General features: G+C 45.5%; 14 protein-coding genes. 13 read left to right on the top strand and 1 reads right to left on the bottom strand.

Annotated features, from left to right (window positions below; genetic code table 11):
• The first annotated feature begins 10 nt into the window (after window positions 1–10).
• The 13 genes from J7E37_RS11690 (at window position 11) to J7E37_RS11630 (ending at window position 15109) form a co-directional block, all read left to right on the top strand.
• Window positions 11–637, top strand: coding sequence for a ThuA domain-containing protein (locus tag J7E37_RS11690; protein ID WP_215024062.1), 627 nt, complete (start codon window positions 11–13; stop codon window positions 635–637).
• 497 nt (window positions 638–1134) lie between these two features.
• Complete coding sequence (locus tag J7E37_RS11685; RefSeq protein ID WP_215024060.1) at window positions 1135–2115, top strand: tRNA dihydrouridine synthase; 981 nt, start codon at window positions 1135–1137, stop codon at window positions 2113–2115.
• Window positions 2116–2648: 533 nt separating this feature from the next.
• The gene (katG, locus tag J7E37_RS11680; protein WP_215024058.1) at window positions 2649–4868 is read left to right on the top strand and encodes a catalase/peroxidase HPI; all 2220 of its coding nucleotides are present in this window, start codon (window positions 2649–2651) and stop codon (window positions 4866–4868) included.
• A 428-nt stretch (window positions 4869–5296) separates the two neighbouring features.
• Window positions 5297–6877: an L-lactate permease gene (locus J7E37_RS11675; protein WP_215024056.1), complete on the top strand. Its 1581-nt coding sequence runs from the start codon at window positions 5297–5299 to the stop codon at window positions 6875–6877.
• Between the two features lie 154 nt (window positions 6878–7031).
• Entirely contained in the window at window positions 7032–7739 is a 708-nt protein-coding gene (locus J7E37_RS11670) for a FadR/GntR family transcriptional regulator (protein WP_215024054.1), read from the top strand.
• A 42-nt stretch (window positions 7740–7781) separates the two neighbouring features.
• On the top strand, window positions 7782–8498 hold the full coding sequence (locus J7E37_RS11665; RefSeq protein WP_215024052.1) for a (Fe-S)-binding protein: 717 nt from the start codon (window positions 7782–7784) through the stop codon (window positions 8496–8498).
• Window positions 8499–8516: 18 nt separating this feature from the next.
• Window positions 8517–9944 carry a LutB/LldF family L-lactate oxidation iron-sulfur protein gene (locus J7E37_RS11660; RefSeq protein ID WP_215024051.1) on the top strand — a complete coding sequence of 476 codons (1428 nt, stop codon included), beginning with the start codon at window positions 8517–8519 and terminating at the stop codon, window positions 9942–9944.
• Complete coding sequence (locus tag J7E37_RS11655; protein WP_215024049.1) at window positions 9941–10642, top strand: LutC/YkgG family protein; 702 nt, start codon at window positions 9941–9943, stop codon at window positions 10640–10642. Before J7E37_RS11660 ends, J7E37_RS11655 begins: the two co-directional genes overlap by 4 nt.
• A gap of 293 nt (window positions 10643–10935) precedes the next feature.
• Window positions 10936–11301 carry a Na-translocating system protein MpsC family protein gene (locus tag J7E37_RS11650; RefSeq protein ID WP_215024047.1) on the top strand — a complete coding sequence of 122 codons (366 nt, stop codon included), beginning with the start codon at window positions 10936–10938 and terminating at the stop codon, window positions 11299–11301.
• A 265-nt stretch (window positions 11302–11566) separates the two neighbouring features.
• A complete protein-coding gene (locus tag J7E37_RS11645) occupies window positions 11567–12574 on the top strand; it encodes a sodium-dependent bicarbonate transport family permease (protein WP_215024045.1) in 1008 nt (335 codons plus the stop codon).
• Between the two features lie 13 nt (window positions 12575–12587).
• Complete coding sequence (locus J7E37_RS11640) at window positions 12588–13085, top strand: carbonic anhydrase (RefSeq protein ID WP_215024044.1); 498 nt, start codon at window positions 12588–12590, stop codon at window positions 13083–13085.
• Window positions 13086–13322: 237 nt separating this feature from the next.
• Window positions 13323–13883, top strand: a complete 561-nt coding sequence (locus J7E37_RS11635; protein WP_215024042.1) for a sugar O-acetyltransferase — start codon at window positions 13323–13325, stop codon at window positions 13881–13883.
• Between the two features lie 131 nt (window positions 13884–14014).
• Entirely contained in the window at window positions 14015–15109 is a 1095-nt protein-coding gene (locus tag J7E37_RS11630; protein WP_215024039.1) for a flavin monoamine oxidase family protein, read from the top strand.
• 48 nt (window positions 15110–15157) lie between these two features.
• Here the strand turns inward: J7E37_RS11630 and yfkAB are convergent, their stop codons facing one another.
• Entirely contained in the window at window positions 15158–16276 is a 1119-nt protein-coding gene (gene yfkAB / locus J7E37_RS11625) for a radical SAM/CxCxxxxC motif protein YfkAB (RefSeq protein ID WP_215024037.1), read from the bottom strand.
• Window positions 16277–16608 lie beyond the last annotated feature (332 nt).

Genomic DNA, 16608 nt, shown 5'->3' with positions numbered 1-16608 from the left:
GGGGAGAAAGTTGAAAAAAATAGTGGCTGTATTAGGAGACTACTGGCATCAAGAAAATATGATTCAAGAGAGTTTGGAAGCTGCTGTTAAGAATTTGCCAGTAGAAGTTTCGTATATTCGTTATCAAGATCTGGAAAAAGCGTTAAATGATGATCCAGCTGCTGTTATTTTATACAAAGAAAACCGTTTGAATCCCCTCGATGAAATAGTGGAAACATGGATGGAACCAGCGATCATGAATCAAATTGTTGCCTATGTGGAACAGGGCGGCGGATGGTTTGCCTGGCATACAGGAATGGCAAGCTATCCAGCTGACAGCAGCTATATCAAAATGCTAAAAGGCTCCTTTACTTATCATCCAGATATGCAGGAGGTTACTTATAAATATAATGATGGTTCCGTTGCTTGTTCTTTTATTGATGAACATTACTTCGTTTCCTGTCAAACTGAAGAAACAGATGTGTTCCTATTCTCAGAATCGGTCGACGGACACTCAATAGCTGGCTGGCAGCATCGTTTCGGCAAGGGCAGAGTATGCTGTTTGGCACCCGCACACACCAAGGAAGGTTTAAATGACACACACTTCCTTTCTATATTGAGCGGGAAGCTCGCCTATTGCATAGGTGGAAATGAATAGCATGCTATTTAGGTACCGTTAAAGGATGTTGTTGCAGCAGTTGGGTGGCTTTTTCAGTGATTTTCGGGCGATGCGGGGGAAAAATTAATGACAAAATGGTAGAACGGTCTAGCAGAGGGTGGCTTTCTTTTTGTGTGGCAATAACCCGCATTTATGCTCAAGTTCATTTTAAAATGCTTTGAGCGTGTAACCTCAAAAAAATAAACTCATCTTAGTCTGGCCCTGATTTCGCAAGAATAATTTTGCGATTTTGGGGTCTTTTTGATGTGAAAATTCAAAGTATCCCAGTGTTTATCTTTTTTAGCTAAACTTTATTTTACCTTCAATAGTGGAATGCTAATGAATATACAGTGATGTCAAGTTAAAATTACCATTTCCATCAGATTGATAAAAAGTGCTTAAGCATGGTATAAGTGTAAAAGGAGCAGAGCATTCTGCTTTTTAATTTTAGGATAGGGGTTGGCCTAGTGTCCCATGATGAGAGGAATTGAAGGGTTATGAAAGAAAATTTCTGGCGTGATTTACCACGGCCATTTTTTATATTGGCACCAATGGAAGAAGTGACAGATGTTGTTTTTCGCCATGTAGTGAGCGAGGCGGCGAGACCTGATGTATTTTTTACGGAGTTTACAAACAGTGAGAGTTACTGTCACCCAGATGGGATTAAGAGTGTCCGCGGGCGTTTGACTTTTACAGAGGACGAACAGCCAATTGTAGCCCATATCTGGGGGGACAAGCCTGAAAACTTCCGGCAAATGAGTATTGGTATGGCGGAAATGGGCTTTAAGGGTCTGGATATCAATATGGGCTGTCCAGTGCCCAATGTGGTGCAGAACGGGAAGGGAAGCGGCCTGATCCGTCGTCCGGACGTTGCAGCAGAATTAATCCAGGCAGCAAAAGCAGGTGGATTGCCTGTAAGTGTAAAGACAAGGCTTGGTTTCACGGAAGTAGACGAATGGCAGAGCTGGCTGAAACACATATTGGAACAAGACATTGTCAATCTCTCCATTCATCTGCGTACAAGGGATGAAATGAGCAAAGTAGATGCTCATTGGGAACTGATTCCGGAGATTAAGCAACTTCGTGATGAGGTAGCACCAGATACCCTTTTGACAATTAATGGTGATATCCCTGACCGACAGACTGGCTTGGAGCTCGCCAATAAGTATGGTGTTGATGGGGTAATGATTGGTCGCGGCATTTTCCATAATCCATTTGCCTTTGAAAAGGAGCCGAAAGAACATAGCAGTGAGGAATTGCTTGACCTCTTAAGTCTGCACATGGATCTCCATGATAAATATTCGCATTTAGAGCTGCGCCCGTTCACGGCTCTTCATCGCTTCTTCAAAATCTATGTCAAGGGATTCCACGGGGCGAGTGGATTAAGAAACGAATTAATGAATACCAAGTCAACGGATGAAGTTCGTGAATTGCTTGAGCAATTTGCGTCGAAGAATCTGGATGGAATGGAAAAATAAACATCATTTACGGAATCAGGTGAGACTGGTTCCGTTTTTTTGTGCTAATTACCAGCATCACAGATTTTTATTATGAGACAACCTCCTCTACCGCTTGAGCGAAGGGGATTTTTGTTAAAATTAGGAAGACGGCATGAATATTTACGATTTTGGATTAATTATTGCTGTTTTTTGGTCAATTATATCTATCTTTCCGGAGATTATGAGTTTGGTCCGGGAGATTATCTCCATTTATTAAGAGAATAATTTTTCCAGTGTCCCAAATGAGCGAATTTCTTGCTCAAAATCCCCCTTCAACCTGGAAGGGACTCCAAATTAACCTGTTTGGCAACAGCAAAGAAAGAAAATAGTGTAGAAGTGTATTTTGGCTAGCGATATTTCATCTAACACCGGCCCTAATTTCCCCCATTCTATCCTCATTTGCCTTCCTATCAAAAAGATTCCAATTATAGATACTAAATTCCTTGACCCTTTCATATTTATTAATGGTGAAAGTTAAATTCATTTTTACTTGAACGGAAAGGGGAAGAAAAATGGACAAGGATACTGCAAAGGTTGGAAAATGCCCGTTTACACACGGGGGTGCGACAAGTCATAAAACCAGCGGGACGACGAATCGGGACTGGTGGCCAAACCAGTTACAATTGAATATTCTCCATCAGCATGACAGAAAATCCAATCCTATGGGAGAAGATTTTAATTATAGTGAAGAATTTAAAAAGCTGGACTATGACGCTCTTAAGCAGGACTTACACGAGCTCATGACAACCAGTCAGGACTGGTGGCCGGCTGACTATGGACATTATGGGCCATTGTTCATCCGTATGGCCTGGCACTCGGCAGGCACCTATCGTATCGGGGATGGACGGGGCGGCGGCGGAACTGGTTCACAGCGATTCGCACCGCTTAATAGCTGGCCTGATAATGGTAATCTTGATAAAGCCCGCCGTTTGCTATGGCCGCTCAAGCAGAAATATGGAAACAAGATTTCCTGGGCTGACTTGATATTGCTGGCAGGCAATGTCGCCATTGAGTCGATGGGCGGCACGACCATCGGCTTTGGTGCAGGAAGACCGGATATTTGGCATCCGGAAGAAGACACTTACTGGGGTGTTGAGTCCGAATGGCTTGGCGATAAACGGTACACTGGCGACCGCGAGCTCGAAAATCCGCTTGCTGCCGTGCAAATGGGTCTGATCTATGTGAATCCTGAAGGACCGAATGGCAAGCCGGATCCACTGGCTGCAGCCCGGGATATTCGTGAAACATTTGCGCGGATGGGTATGAACGATGAGGAAACAGTAGCTCTGATTGCTGGGGGCCATACTTTTGGAAAAGCCCACGGTGCAGGAGACGCTGCCAAGGTTGGTCCTGAACCTGAATCTGCTCCTATAGAAGAAATGGGCTTAGGCTGGAAAAATGCATATGGCAGCGGCAAGGGCCGTGATACGATTACGAGCGGCCTGGAAGGAGCCTGGACGGCGAATCCGACACAGTGGGATAACGGGTACTTTGATTTATTGTTCGGATACGAATGGTGGCTGACGAAGAGTCCGGCAGGTGCTTATCAGTGGCTGGCTGTAGATCCTGCTGAGAAGGACCTTGCACCAGATGCAGAAGATTCATCTGTAAAAGTTCCAACCATGATGCTTACCACCGATATTGCGCTGCGCCATGACCCGGCCTATGAAAAAATCTCCCGCCGATTCCATCAGAATCCAGAGGAGTTTGCGGATTCATTTGCAAAAGCCTGGTTCAAATTATTACACCGTGATATGGGTCCTAAATCAAGGTATATAGGTCCGGAAGTCCCGGAAGAAGATTTTGTCTGGCAGGATCCTGTTCCAGCTGCGGATTATGAATTAACGGAGGCAGAAGCGGAAAAGATCAAGGAATTGATTCTGGACTCCGGGCTTACAATCGGCGATTTGGTTACGACCGCATGGGCTTCAGCAAGTACCTTCCGTGGCTCTGACTTCCGCGGTGGAGCTAATGGTGCCCGCGTTCGCCTAGCTCCGCAAAAGGATTGGGAAGTGAATGAGCCGGAGCAGCTTTCAAAGGTGCTCGGTGTACTTGAAGACATTCAAAGTCAACTGGACCAGGAAGTCAGTCTTGCCGACTTGATTGTGCTGGGCGGAAGTGCTGCGATCGAGAAAGCCGCTCGAAATGCGGGCTTTGATGTAAACGTTCCTTTTGCTCCGGGACGTGGGGATGCGACAGCTGAGCAAACAGATGCAGAAGGCTTTGCCGTGCTGGAGCCTTATGCTGACGGATTCCGCAACTATCAGAAAAAGCAGTATGGTGTAAGTCCAGAAGAGCTTTTGCTGGACAAGGCACAGCTGTTAAATCTTAGTGCACCGGAAATGACGGCATTGATTGGCGGAATGCGCGTCCTCGGTACGAATCATGGCGGCACAAAACATGGCGTATTCACTGATTCGGTCGGAACACTGACGAATGATTTCTTTGTGAATCTACTAGATATGGGAGTGGAATGGAAGCCTGCCGATGGCGGAGTATATGAAGGGCGTGACCGCAAAACAGGTGACGTTGTTCGTACAGCCACCAGAGTCGATCTGGTTTTCGGTTCAAACTCACAGCTGCGTGCGATTGCCGAAGTTTATGCGCAAGATGATAACAAAGAGAAGTTCGTGCGGGACTTTATCTCGGCATGGGTCAAGGTCATGAATGCAGACCGTTTCGACCTTAGTGAACAGGCTCGTAACACTTCGGAGTTGGCGTTGCGTCATTAATAAATAGTTTGGCAGATAGCAGATCAATTGGTCTGCTATTTACTTTTTGTTGATGCTTTATAACTGAATTTGATCCAAATCGTTGGATTTTTTCTAATTTATAGCAGTTAACCGGAATATCTCCGCTTATTTCTGCTTCATAAGGGTGCTATAGAATAATAGCCGGAAATTCTCCGCTTATGAATCTCTTACCTACATGATAGCCGAGCCAAGGGTTGGTTACGACTCACCTGTATTGCTTTCCGCTTCAACAATCATTCTGCTGTAAAATGTGCAAAACCCCCTATTTGTGATTTTTCTTATTGAATTCTTTTTAAAAGTGTGAAAAAATAATGAGGTCATCTGATGACCATATGACATATGGGTTTGCAAACAAAACTATGAAACTGAAAAAAACTCAATATGAGCAACTAGGGGGAAGGGTACAGATGTTATTGCTGATTGCGTTAAGTGCGATTATCGCTCCGTTTTTATTCCTTGTGATCATGCGGATGCCGGCGGCTAAGGGGATGGCCTTGAGTTCATTGATCGTTATTTTGTTAGCGCTTACTACTTGGGGGATGGAAGGACAAGTGGTATTGGCATCGATTTTTCAGGGGGTACATAAAACGTTGACTATCCTTTGGATTTTATTTGGTGCATTGGTGTTGTTGAACACGCTTCGAAATACAGGAGCGGTTGTGCGGATTAACCAGGGGTTTCAAAGCATTTCTGGTGACATGCGGGTTCAAGTCATTATCGTTGCCTTTTTATTTGGTTCACTTATCGAAGGTGCGGCAGGTTTTGGAACGCCGGCAATGGTTACCGGGCCGTTAATGCTGGCTTTAGGGTTCCAGCCGATCGCGGCTGCGACGATTGCCTTGATTGCCGATAGTACCGCGGTCATGTTTGGTGCGGTCGGGACACCAGTGGCAGTGGGATTGAGCAATATTCCGGGTGCAGATACGCCTTTTTTCCATGACATTGCGGTTACGGTGACGAGTCTGGATTTATTAGCGGGTTCGTTCATTCCGTTCATTTTAATGGTGGTTTTAACAGTGTTTTTTGGAAGCGGTATCAAGGATGCCTTGCCGATGCTTCCATGGACTCTGATGATTGGCTTTATCTACACAGGCAGTGCATTACTGGTAGCCACTCTTTTTGGGCATGAGTTTGTTTCGATTCTTGCTTCGCTCATCACCCTGGCAGTGGCGACTGTGACTGCGAAGAAAGGATACCTGCTTCCGAAGACTGAATGGAAAGCTGCGATGCGGAAAGATTTTGTTGTTTCGACTGAAAAGTCAAAGATGGGTATTGTGACAGCCTGGTCGCCATATGTTGTCGTCGTTCTGTTATTGCTGTTGACACGAATTGTGCCTGCGCTAAAAGATTTCACGAGGACAGCGATCGACTTTACCTGGAGAAATATCTTAGGGGTTGAGGGCGTGACCTCAGCCTGGGAATTCTTATATTCTCCAGGCACCATCCTTACTGTTGCGGCAGTTTTAGCGTTCTTATTCCAGCGAAAATCGTACCAGACCTTTACCAATGCTTCGAAAGAGTCGTTATCCACGATGAAAATGACATCAATCGCCTTGATTGCGACGCTCTCCATGGTTCAAGTATTTGTTAACTCGGAGATGAATCTAAATGAACTAGTCAGTATGCCGCAGTATATTGCGGAATCCTTTGCTGGCTCGCTGGGTTCTGTATGGATTTTCGTCGCACCATTCCTTGGTGAGTTAGGAGCGTTCATTACTGGAAGTGCAACGGTTTCGACGCTGACGTTTTCGCCAATCCAATTCAATGTCGCGGATGCCGTCGGTCTCGAGTCCAACATCGTGCTGGCCGTCCAGCTCATTGGGGCAGCTGCAGGCAACATGATTTGTGTGCATAACGTTGTTGCTGCAAGTGCGGTTGTTGGAGTATCCGGCAAAGAAGGAGAAATTATCCGTAAAACACTGGCGCCTGCAATTCTTTATGGAATCCTTGCTGGAGTTTCTGGATTTATCTTTTTAAATCTGCTATAAGTAAGGCTTTTTTCGTAAACTTTGTTGCTGGTCAGTTTACGTGGACGAAAAGCAAAAATTAATACGGAAACAGTCCTAAGTATCCAAAAGGTCCCACGTTCTTTCGGAGAACTAAATTCTCTGTATAATAAGGAATAGATGGGAGATGAACGACATGCCATATAAACGAGTGAAAGTGAAAAAGGTGTATGAACAAGTTGCAGATTCAATTATTGAGTTGATTAAAACGGGTGAGTTAAAACCCGGTGATAAATTAGATTCTGTTGAAAAGCTGGCGAAAAGCTTTGACGTCGGGAGTTCCACGATCCGGGAAGCATTAAGTGGTTTAAGGACTATGGGGCTGGTGACAATGCGCCAGGGCGAAGGGACGTTTGTAAACACCTTTGACCCGTCGAAATTCCAATTGCCCGTCACCAGCGCTTTCTTGATGAAGCTTGAAGACGTGAAGGAACTGTATGAGGTCCGAAAGATTCTCGAAAGCGGCACTGCGGCTCATGCAGCTGCTGTGCACCAGGAGGAAGACTTGCTGGCGATAGAAAAAGCTTTGATCGTGATGGAGCATGCCGATGGAAATGAGGAGCTTGCTTCGACAGCGGATCTTGATTTCCACGTTGCGATTGCCAATGCAACACATAATAAGTTGTTGATCAATCTGATGAGCAGCGTCTCGGCGCTGAATTCACAAACCATTCAGGAAACCCGGAAGGTGCTCCTGTATTCTGACAACATTGTTGATGACTTGCAATCCGAGCATCGACGGATTTTTGAAGCAATAAAAAATCGACAGCCAGACGAAGCGCGCCAGGCCATGCATAAGCATTTACAGAATGTTCAGGACCGGTTATTCAAGTACATTGAGTAATTAGCGCAGTCGTCGGCTGACTTTTACCAGAGGTGGAAAAACATGAAAGTATCCTTATTTAGTACGTGTCTGAGCGATATTCTTTTTGCGGATGTAGCGAAAAATACACTTGAGATCCTTGAGAGAATTGGATGTGAAGTCGATTACCCGATGGAACAGACATGCTGTGGACAGCCTGCCTACAACAGCGGGTATCTGGAAGAGGCGAAAGCTGCGATGAGGCAAATGATGAAGGCTTTTCGTCATTCCGAATATGTTGTTGGGCCATCAGGCTCCTGCGTGAGCATGCTGAAGGAATATCCGCATATCTTTGCCGGCGACCCTCAGTGGGAAGAAGAAGCGAAAGTCTTTGCGGCTAAATGCTATGAAATTACCGAGTTCCTTGTAGATGTAATGGGTATTACCGATTTGGGCTCGACTTTTAAAGGAAGAGTGACCTTCCATTCCTCCTGCCATATGAAACGCCTGCTTGGGGTAAAAGAACAGCCGAAAGTCTTGCTGGGCAATGTAAAGGGTGTTGAACTGGTCGACTTGCCATGGGAAGAGGATTGCTGCGGTTTTGGCGGAACGTTTGCCGTGAAAAACCCGGTGATCTCGCAGGAGATGGTGAGTGAAAAATCCCGCCACGTATCCGAGACTCAAGCGGAATTTTTGGTTGGCGCAGATATGGGATGCCTGATGAATATTGGCGGCCGCCTGGAGCGTGAAGGTAAAAAAGTAAAAATCATTCACATCACGGAAATATTAAATACTCACTAAGGAACGGAGGGAAAAGAGATGAGCATCAAAATTGGTGAGGTTCCTTATAAAGAGAGAATCCAAAAAGGGATCAAAGATGATTTTATGCGGCAGGCTGTTTCCTCCGCGCAGGGAAGATTCCGGACTGGACGGATCACGCAGGCTGAGGAACTTGGAAATTGGGAGGACTGGCGCAATTTGGGGGAAGAAATCCGTACTCATACGCTGGAAAACCTCGATTACTATCTGCAGCAATTGAGTGAGCAAGTATCCAGACGCGGGGGACATGTATTTTTTGCCGAGACAGCGGAAGAAGCCAATCAGTATGTGAAAAGCATCATTCAAAAGAAACAGGCGAAAAAAGTCGTCAAAGCGAAATCGATGGTCACCGAGGAAATCGGCTTGAATCAGGCGCTTGAGGAAGTCGGCGCTGAAGTGGTTGAATCCGATCTTGGCGAATGGATCCTGCAATTGGATGAAGACCCCCCATCCCATATCGTGACCCCTGCACTGCATAAAAATAAGCAGCAGATCCGCGAGACTTTCGCGAAGAAAAAAGGCTATACCGGATCAGATACGCCGGAAGAACTGGCCGCCTTTGCCCGTGAGCAGCTGCGTCAGGACTTTTTATCGGCGGATGTAGGTGTGACAGGCTGCAACTTTGCAATCGCGGAGTCAGGGTCGATCACATTGGTCACGAATGAAGGGAACGCCGAAATGGTGACAGCTCTTCCAGATACCGTGATTACGGTGATGGGCATGGAGCGAATCGTGCCGACCTGGGAAGAGATGGAGGTCCTTGTCAGCCTCTTGACGCGCGCGGCGGTTGGCCAGAAACTGACGAGCTATATTACCGCGCTCACCGGGGCACGGCTTGATGAAGAGGTTGATGGTCCAGAGGAATTCCACCTGGTTGTTGTGGATAACGGCCGCTCCAAGATCCTAGGAACTGAGTTTCAGTCGGCATTGCATTGCATTCGCTGTGCGGCTTGTATCAATGCCTGTCCGGTTTACCGCCATATCGGCGGACATGCGTATAACTCGATTTATCCAGGTCCAATCGGTGCGGTCATCACTCCATTGCTGGAAGGTTATGACGATCATAAAGAGCTTCCCTATGCTTCAACCTTGTGTGCGGCCTGTACGGAAGCCTGTCCTGTTAAAATTCCATTGCATGAGCATCTGATCCGCCACCGCCAGATCATTGTCGAAAAAGAAAAGAAAGCCCCGACGGCTGAAAAGTTGATGATGAAAGGTTTTGCGGCGTGGGCATCTAACCCGTCGATTTATAATATGAGTGCGAAAATGGCCAAACCGGCTCTTGGGCCATGGACAAAAGACGGAATGATTGAAAATGGTCCGGGACCATTGAAAGCCTGGACAGAAGTACGTGATTTTTACGCACCACAGGGACAATCGTTCCGTTCATGGTTCAAGCAAAGACAGAAGGATGGTGAATCCAAATGAGCATCCAAAATAGAGAAGCCTTTTTAGATAAACTGGCGTCCAGGCTCGGCCGGGAGCGGCGGGCAGAAGGAGTGAAGCGGCCGCAATGGAGCGTTACACCTCAGGATGAAGTGTTCAAAGGCATGAGCCAGGATGAATTGGTCGATGTCCTTGAAAAGCATTGCAAGGTCATCCACACTACTTTTAAACGGACCGATCGTGCCGGGCTGACCAGGGTGCTGAACGAAACGCTTCAGGCCTATGAAGGGAAAGCGATTGTTACGTCCAAAGATGCGCGTCATGAGGAGTATGGAATCACGAAGTTTTTTGAAGAGCAGGGCGGCCAGTTGGATGTCCATGTGTGGGATGCCGCGCTTGGCAAGGAAAATCAAAAGATCGCGGAACGAGCCGATGCTGGCATCGTATTCAGCGACATCACACTTGCGGAGTCTGGCACCGTGACATCGTTCAATACGAAAGATAATGGCCGTTCGATTAGCCTGCTGCCGCGGACTTTCATTGCCATCATTCCAAAGAGCACCCTCGTGCCGCGAATGACACAGGCTGCCAGACACATCAATCAGACCCAGACCAGCGGCGAAGACGTCCCGTCATACGTCAGCTTCATCACTGGCCCAAGTAACAGCGCCGACATCGAAATGAACTTGATCGTCGGCGTGCACGGACCTGTGAAAGCCACTTATATAGTGGTAGATTAGGAGAGGCCATGTAGTAGGGCTGGCATCTTCTTGCCGAATCAATTTCAATAATATCCTGTTGATATTTTATGAGATATATGGTAACATTTCGTTAATTTCATAAACGAATCGAGAGATTTTGATTAACTTTATTTACACAAATAAGCTTTAGCATGCCGGTTAAATATCTATTTGGCTGAATGAAAAAGCATTTTATTAAAAATAATAAAGTTGAAAATAAGTAAATCGATGTATTCCTTATTAGAGAGTTGCTTAAGGAATGCATCGATTTTTTGTTTAGGGGGAAAACGTATATGAAAAAGTCGAAGGGTTCCATTGAATCTGATATCAGCAAGGCTATTACTCAGTGGGAAAAGGATTATCTGGGGCGCGGCTCTGTATCTGTTAAAACAGACATACTGCGGGACATGATCATTGTCAACTTGCAGGGTGTGTTGACGCCGGCTGAATATTCCGTGTGTGAAACAAAAGAGGGAATGCTTACGATCAAAAAGACTCGTGCGGAGCTAGTGGAATCAGGATTGGAGAGTCTTAAGGACATCATCTTTACAATCAGTGGCGGAGAAGTGAGAAGCTTTCATACAGATATTAGTTCTCGTACTGGAGAAAGGGTAAGGGTATTTAAATTGAATCACGATCTTGAGAAAGATTTTATGTGATAAAAATTCAATAAAGGGAGATCTTTAATAGCCATTGGGCCAGTTGAAGATAAACCGACAATTCAGTTCAGTGGTTTTGCCGCTTGAATTCTGGAATTGTCGGTTTTTTTATGGGCTCTTTTCGTCAAACATTGCTGCCCTCTCAATCAATGAAATCCTCGTTTTTAGAAGTCTCTGTAAAAAGTCCTTATAAGTGCGATCCCATGATCGAAAGTCAGCAGCTATCGAAACATCCATGATGAAAAAATAAAAGGGAGGAAGTTGAATGAACGAAATCATACTTCAAAATTTATTGTCACCTGTTGTTTTGTTTTTTGTGTTAGGCATTATTGCGGCAGTCGTTAAATCTGATCTAAAGTTTCCCAATGGTTTAAGTGAGGGCTTGAGCATTTACTTATTAATTGCGATTGGCATTAAAGGAGGAATTGAGCTTTCGCATTACTCGATTGAATCTGTGCTGGCACCAATGATGGGGGCATTATTTTTAGGAATAATTATCCCTATTATTACGCTGCTTTTCATGAGAGTAATAAAAATGGATCTGAAAAATTCCATAGGGCTGGCTGCCACCTATGGGTCGATTAGTATAGTTACTTATGGGGCGGCTATCGCGTTCCTTGAAAAGAGCGGTACATCCTACGAAGGGTTTATGAATGCATTGGTTGTTTTAATGGAAAGCCCGGCAATTTTAGTGTCTTTACTGCTGCTGAAAATAGCCGAGAACAAGAAAGATTTAGCGATGTATTCTACCCGGAATCTAGGAATAATTCCTGCATCGGCAAACTTAATAGATAAAGAAGTATTAAGGGAAAGTATTTTCGGAAAAAGCATCTTGCTTCTTGTTGGCAGTTTGTTGATAGGCTGGGCACTTGGTGAAAATGCAGTCCCTATGGTTAAACCATTATTCATGGATTTATACAGCAGTGTATTGATTCTTTTCCTTCTAAATATGGGATTGATTGCTGGACAGCGCCTGCCGGAGGTGAAAAAGCACGGTCTGAAACTGCTGATATTCGGTTTGTTTACTCCCCTGTTATTTGGCAGTTTAGGGGTGCTGGTAGGACACTTGGTTGGCTTATCTTTAGGAGGAGTCACATTAATGGGAGTTTTAGCCGGAAGTGCCTCATACATTGCAGCACCCGCGGCTCTGAAAACCTCTGTCCCAGAAGCTAATCCATCTATCTATCTGGGTTTATCTTTGGGACTCACTTTTCCCTTTAACTTAATAATTGGAATACCTGCCTATTATGAAATGGCTAAATGGATACAATAAAGGAGAGAAATTCATGGCAACTTTAACGATTTCAGCGACGAAAAAAACAATGATCATCACTGGTTTCAATCACGGCATTTATCCTTTGCTTCCAGCTATAACGAATAAAAGTGAGAAGGATTTGATGATCCTTAACAGTTTCGGAGCGGTTATTTCCCAGCCCTACGGCTGCCTGATGCGGAATATTATTCTGGCGATATATAATGAAAATGTAGAAGAAATCTATCTGATTGGTGAAACAGGAAGTCAAGAAGGGAAACCAAATAAAGATGAGATGCTGGAGAAGATCAAGGCGGCTGGGACATCAGCAGATATAATCAATGCAATTAACTATATTGATGCAGTGGATCATGATGTAATCAACTGGTTAATAGGATCACAAAATATCGAGGATGTCCTTAAGAAGAATAAAGATATAATTGAAGGTCACCCCTTAATTCCTAAGTCAATACCTGTCCATGCTTATATTGCCAATCCAGCGACCGGTGAATATTATCCAGTTTCTAATTAACGCAAACTATTTTGAGAAGCGCACTTTGCAGAAGTGCGCTTTTTGAGGCCTTAGCCTTCAAATCGGTAACTTAAATAGGTATATTATTGATTGTAAGCAGTTCTTGAATGAGCCTGTCAGTAAACGATATAGTTTCGATATGGAATGACAGCGGCTATAGTAAAAAAAGTAATCATGAAGTTATAAAAAACGAGGAACTAATCCGGAACAGGGCACATAAGAAAGCAGGTAATCAAAGTGAAAACAGAAAAAGAAAAGATGCTGGCAGGGGAGATGTACAACCCTGCAGACCCAGTACTGGCAAAAGAGCGTGAGGAAGCAAGAAGAAAAGTGAGAATCTATAATTCAACTTTAGAAACGGAAGGCGAAAAGCGGACGAAATTACTAAAAGAATTACTTGGTTCAACAGGAGAAACAGTCGTGATGGAGCCTGATATACGCTTTGATTATGGCTATAATACCCATGTCGGAGAGAACTTTTTTGCCAATTTTGATTGTACAATCCTGGATGTTTGTGAAGTACGCTTTGGTGACAATTGTATGCTCGCACCCGGCGTTCAAATCTATACAGCCACACATCCGCTGCATCCAGATGACCGGAATTCCGGCCGGGAATACGCAAAGCCGATCACGTTTCGAAACAATGTCTGGATTGGCGGAAGTGCCATCATTAACCCTGGAGTCACAGTGGGCGACAATGTCGTGATTGCATCAGGAGCAGTCGTGACAAAGGATGTACCAGACAATGTAGTGGTTGGCGGCAATCCGGCCAGGGTGATTAAACAGATTGAACTATAATTAGCGCGATTCCGATGTTGGTATGTTGGGAGAGGCTGGTCTTGCCTTCGGATGAAAATTCGGCAAAGAACGATTATATGTATGTACATAATTCACTCGGACTGAAGTGTTAGTGATTGGAGGAAACGTTTATGAAGAAACCGGTCGTCATTATTGGGGCTGGATTATCTGGACTTCGGGCTGCCGCCTTCCTGCAGGCAAAAGGGATAGGCTGCAGAGTGCTGGAGGCGCGGAGCCGAGTTGGGGGCAGGATATTAAGTGTGGCAGCCAAAACCAGGCCGGAGATTGGCCGATTTGATTTGGGCCCTACCTGGTTCTGGCCGAATCATGAGCCGGCCATTACCCAACTGGTGAAGGATCTTGGGTTGCCCACCATTGAACAGCATACCGCTGGAGCCATGCTTTTCGAGCAATCGAAAACTGGTCCGGTACAGCGGCATGTACTGCCAGAGGGCGCGGTTGAGAGGTCGGTGCGGCTGGAAGGAGGGATTCAGTCCCTTACCGACGCTATCGCATCCTCACTTCCGCCAGAAACAGTCGAATTGGATACACAAGTTAACGCAATCCGATTGGATGAAGCTGATGAAGTCATGATAGAAGCAGAGCAATCTGATGGAAAAAAGAAAACCATCCGTGCAGCAGCTGTCATCCTGGCATTGCCTCCTCGAATTCTGGCGGAAAGGATTGCTTTTTCACCGCCACTCCCGGATGGACTTATGGCCAGCCTGAAAGACAAGCCGACGTGGATGGCGGGACAGGCCAAGGCAGTAGCGATTTACGACCGTCCTTTCTGGAGGGAAGACGGTCTTTCCGGCCAGGTCACCAGCTGGGCCGGTCCCTTGCAGGAAATTCATGATGCATCGCCTGAAAGCGGTTATGGCGCACTCTTTGGCTTTTTCGGCATTCCGGCAAAAATGCGGCAAGAACTTGGCGAGGAACATATTCTGAGAATGGTCACTGACCAATTGACACGGCTTTTTGGCCCTTCAGCTGATAACCCTCTTGCACTGCTTTATAAAGATTGGGCGAGCGATCCAGAAACAGCAGTGGAACAGGATGCCGAGCCGTTGACCAGCTTCCCGGACTATGGGGTGCCGGAAGGAATGAGTTCATGGGAAAAGAAGGTTGTTTTTGCAGGAACAGAAACTTCTTCCGGATACGGCGGTCACCTGGAAGGAGCACTTAAATCAGCGGAGCGAGCGGTATCTGAAGTAATGAAATTATAAAGAAAGGCCTAATCCCCAATGTCGATTGGCCTTTACTGTTAACCTTGGTTATCTGGAAACATTATGCATCATCTTGCTGAAGTCGGTCTCCTGATAGTAGCTGTTTTTGACCAGAATATTTGGGCCGAGGCAGGAGACGGCCGGGCAGTGGCAGCTTAGGTCCCTGGCAATTGCGGATTCCTGCCATGTTTGATAGGCATCTTCAAGCCTTGTGTCTTGAATATTGCCAAGCGACGGGGTGTCGCCAAAATCGGTGACGATGATGTCTCCATTGAAAATATTCACATTAAGACGTGAACGGCCATCCGGGTCGTTCCTTATAGTCACATTTTTGCTAGCATATAAACGCTTTAGGAGGTCCAGGTCCTCCAGCTTACTGCTGCATGCGTAGAACGGGAGAGTCCCGAACAACATCCATACATTTTCATCACGGACATCGAGCAGATGATGGATGGCTGCCCGTATATCATCAAGCGTCAGGGACTCAAGACTGCTGGCAAAATCGCTAGGGTACATCGGGTGCACCTCGTGCCTCTGGCAATGCATTTCCTCGACGATCTGCTTGTGAATCTTCTCGAGATATGGCAAAGTGCGTTTGTTCAGCATCGTTTCCGCAGAAACCATGACACCTGCTTTGACAATCTCTCTGCTGTTTTCAATCATTCTTGTAAAATATTTTTCGCGCTGCTGATAGTCAGGCTTCTTTTCCATCATTGCAAATCCTCCATCGATGAATTCATCGATGGTGCCCCAATTATGTGAGATATGCAGCACATCCAAATAAGGGATTACCATCTCATAGCGGGATAGATCCATCGTCAAATTGGAATTGATTTGCGTCCGGACGCCGCGTTCGGAAGCGTATTTTAAAATAGGCACGACATAATTTCTGACAGAAGAAAGAGAAAGCATTGGTTCCCCGCCGGTAAGGCTTAAAGAGCGAAGCTTCGGGATTTCATCAAGCCTTTGCAAAAGCAGCTCCAGTGGAAGTGCGGAAGGATCCTTTGTTTGCAATGTATAGCCGACGGCGCAATGCTCGCATCGCATATTGCATAGTGTGGTAGTCGTGAATTCAATGTTGGTGAGTTGAGGTTTGCCGTATTGTTCGACATCAAGATAAGCTTCCCAGGGATCATGTTGAGGGGTGATTGGTTTTATGTACTTCATGATTGACTCCTTACAGATTGGATTTCGGAAAACCACTCCATTATAACCTAGATGCAGAACTTCAACTATTCCTTCACCCCTATTTTTACGATAGTTTGTTTTACCTATATAGACAGCGATGATATAGTGATAATTACATATATTGAGCGGAAGCGAAAAAGCTGGGGTCTGTTCCGCTTGCAGAGGGAATTGAGGCTGAGGAAGATTTTGAGTGGCTAAAGGCGAATGGATATCAGCTGTTTCAGGGGTACTTATTTGGAAAGCCGGCTCCGATTGAGCAATTAGTTTGAAGTAAAAAAAAACCGTTCGATACGGTTTCTTTTTTGTTATAT

Origin of the sequence: Bacillus sp. ISL-39 (assembly GCF_018613295.1) — a bacterium.
In the GTDB taxonomy this organism is placed as follows: Bacteria; Bacillota; Bacilli; order Bacillales; family Cytobacillaceae; genus Mesobacillus.
This window is presented reverse-complemented; position numbering and strand designations above follow the sequence as displayed.